The sequence below is a fragment of the Streptomyces canarius genome (assembly GCF_014650735.1).
Taxonomy (GTDB): domain Bacteria; phylum Actinomycetota; class Actinomycetes; order Streptomycetales; family Streptomycetaceae; genus Streptomyces; species Streptomyces olivaceoviridis.
On the sequence record NZ_BMVN01000195.1, the window covers coordinates 1 to 971 of the forward strand.

Below are 971 nucleotides of genomic sequence, written 5' to 3' on the forward strand. Positions count from 1 at the left end.
GATGAATGAGTCCGATGTTTGTGCTGATCGCGACCATGGCGAAGGGCGCCCGTTGGTCAGTGTGTGAAGACAAACCTGGACGCCCTTCTGGCGGCACTGTACGTGTTCATCGACGACCATGTGGCACCTTGTCGCCGGATCGGGCGACCCCCGAAACTCACGGACGCCGAACTGCTGTGCCTGGCGGTCGCCCAAGTCCTGCTCGGTTTTCCCTCGGCCCGGCACTGGATCCGCTTCGCCCGCGCCAGGCTGGGGCATCTGTTTCGCTACCTGCCGCAGCAGTCGGCCTACAACAAGCGCCTCAACGCCGCCGGCCCTCTGATCAGCCAGGTGATCGAGGCGCTGGCCCGGCAGGTGCCCACCTGGAACGACGACCTGCGGCTGATCGACTCCACCCCGCTGCCCTGCGCGGCCTCCCGCGAGGCCGTCAAGCGCTCCGGCCTCGCGGGGCACTGCGGATACGGCTACTGCCGCAGCCACTCCCGCTTCTTCTGGGGTTTCCGGCTCTACCTGGTAACCACCGCCGAGGGGATGCCCGTCACATGGTGCCTGGCCAACCCCAAGATCGGCGAGCGGGAGGTGATGGCCGCGCTGCTGGAACGCGACCACCACCTCGTCCGCGCAGGGCAGGTACTCCTCGCGGACAAGGGCTTTGCCGGAAAGGAGTTCGAAGCCTTCTGCACCGAGCGGCTGGGGGTTCATCTGGTGCGGCCGGACCGCAAGGACGAACCGGTCCGGCACGGGAAGATCGCCCGGGTCCGCCAGTGGATCGAGGCAGTCATCGACACTCTCAAAGGCCAGCTCAGCCTGGAAGGACACGGCGGCAGAACTCCAGAGGGGGTATTCGCCCGCACCGGACAACGACTCCTCGCCCTCGCCGCCTGCATCTGGCACAACTGGACCACCGGCGCCCCAGTCAAACGATCCCTGATCGCCTATGACCACTGAAGACATCGGACTCATTCATCTAG

Annotated in this window: 1 protein-coding gene; it reads left to right on the forward strand. The window is 66.0% G+C overall.

All coding sequences use genetic code 11. The annotated features are described in order from the left end of the window. The first annotated feature begins 63 nt into the window (after nt 1-63). Entirely contained in the window at nt 64-948 is an 885-nt protein-coding gene (locus IE294_RS46825) for an IS982 family transposase (RefSeq protein ID WP_189895400.1), read from the forward strand. Nucleotides 949-971 lie beyond the last annotated feature (23 nt).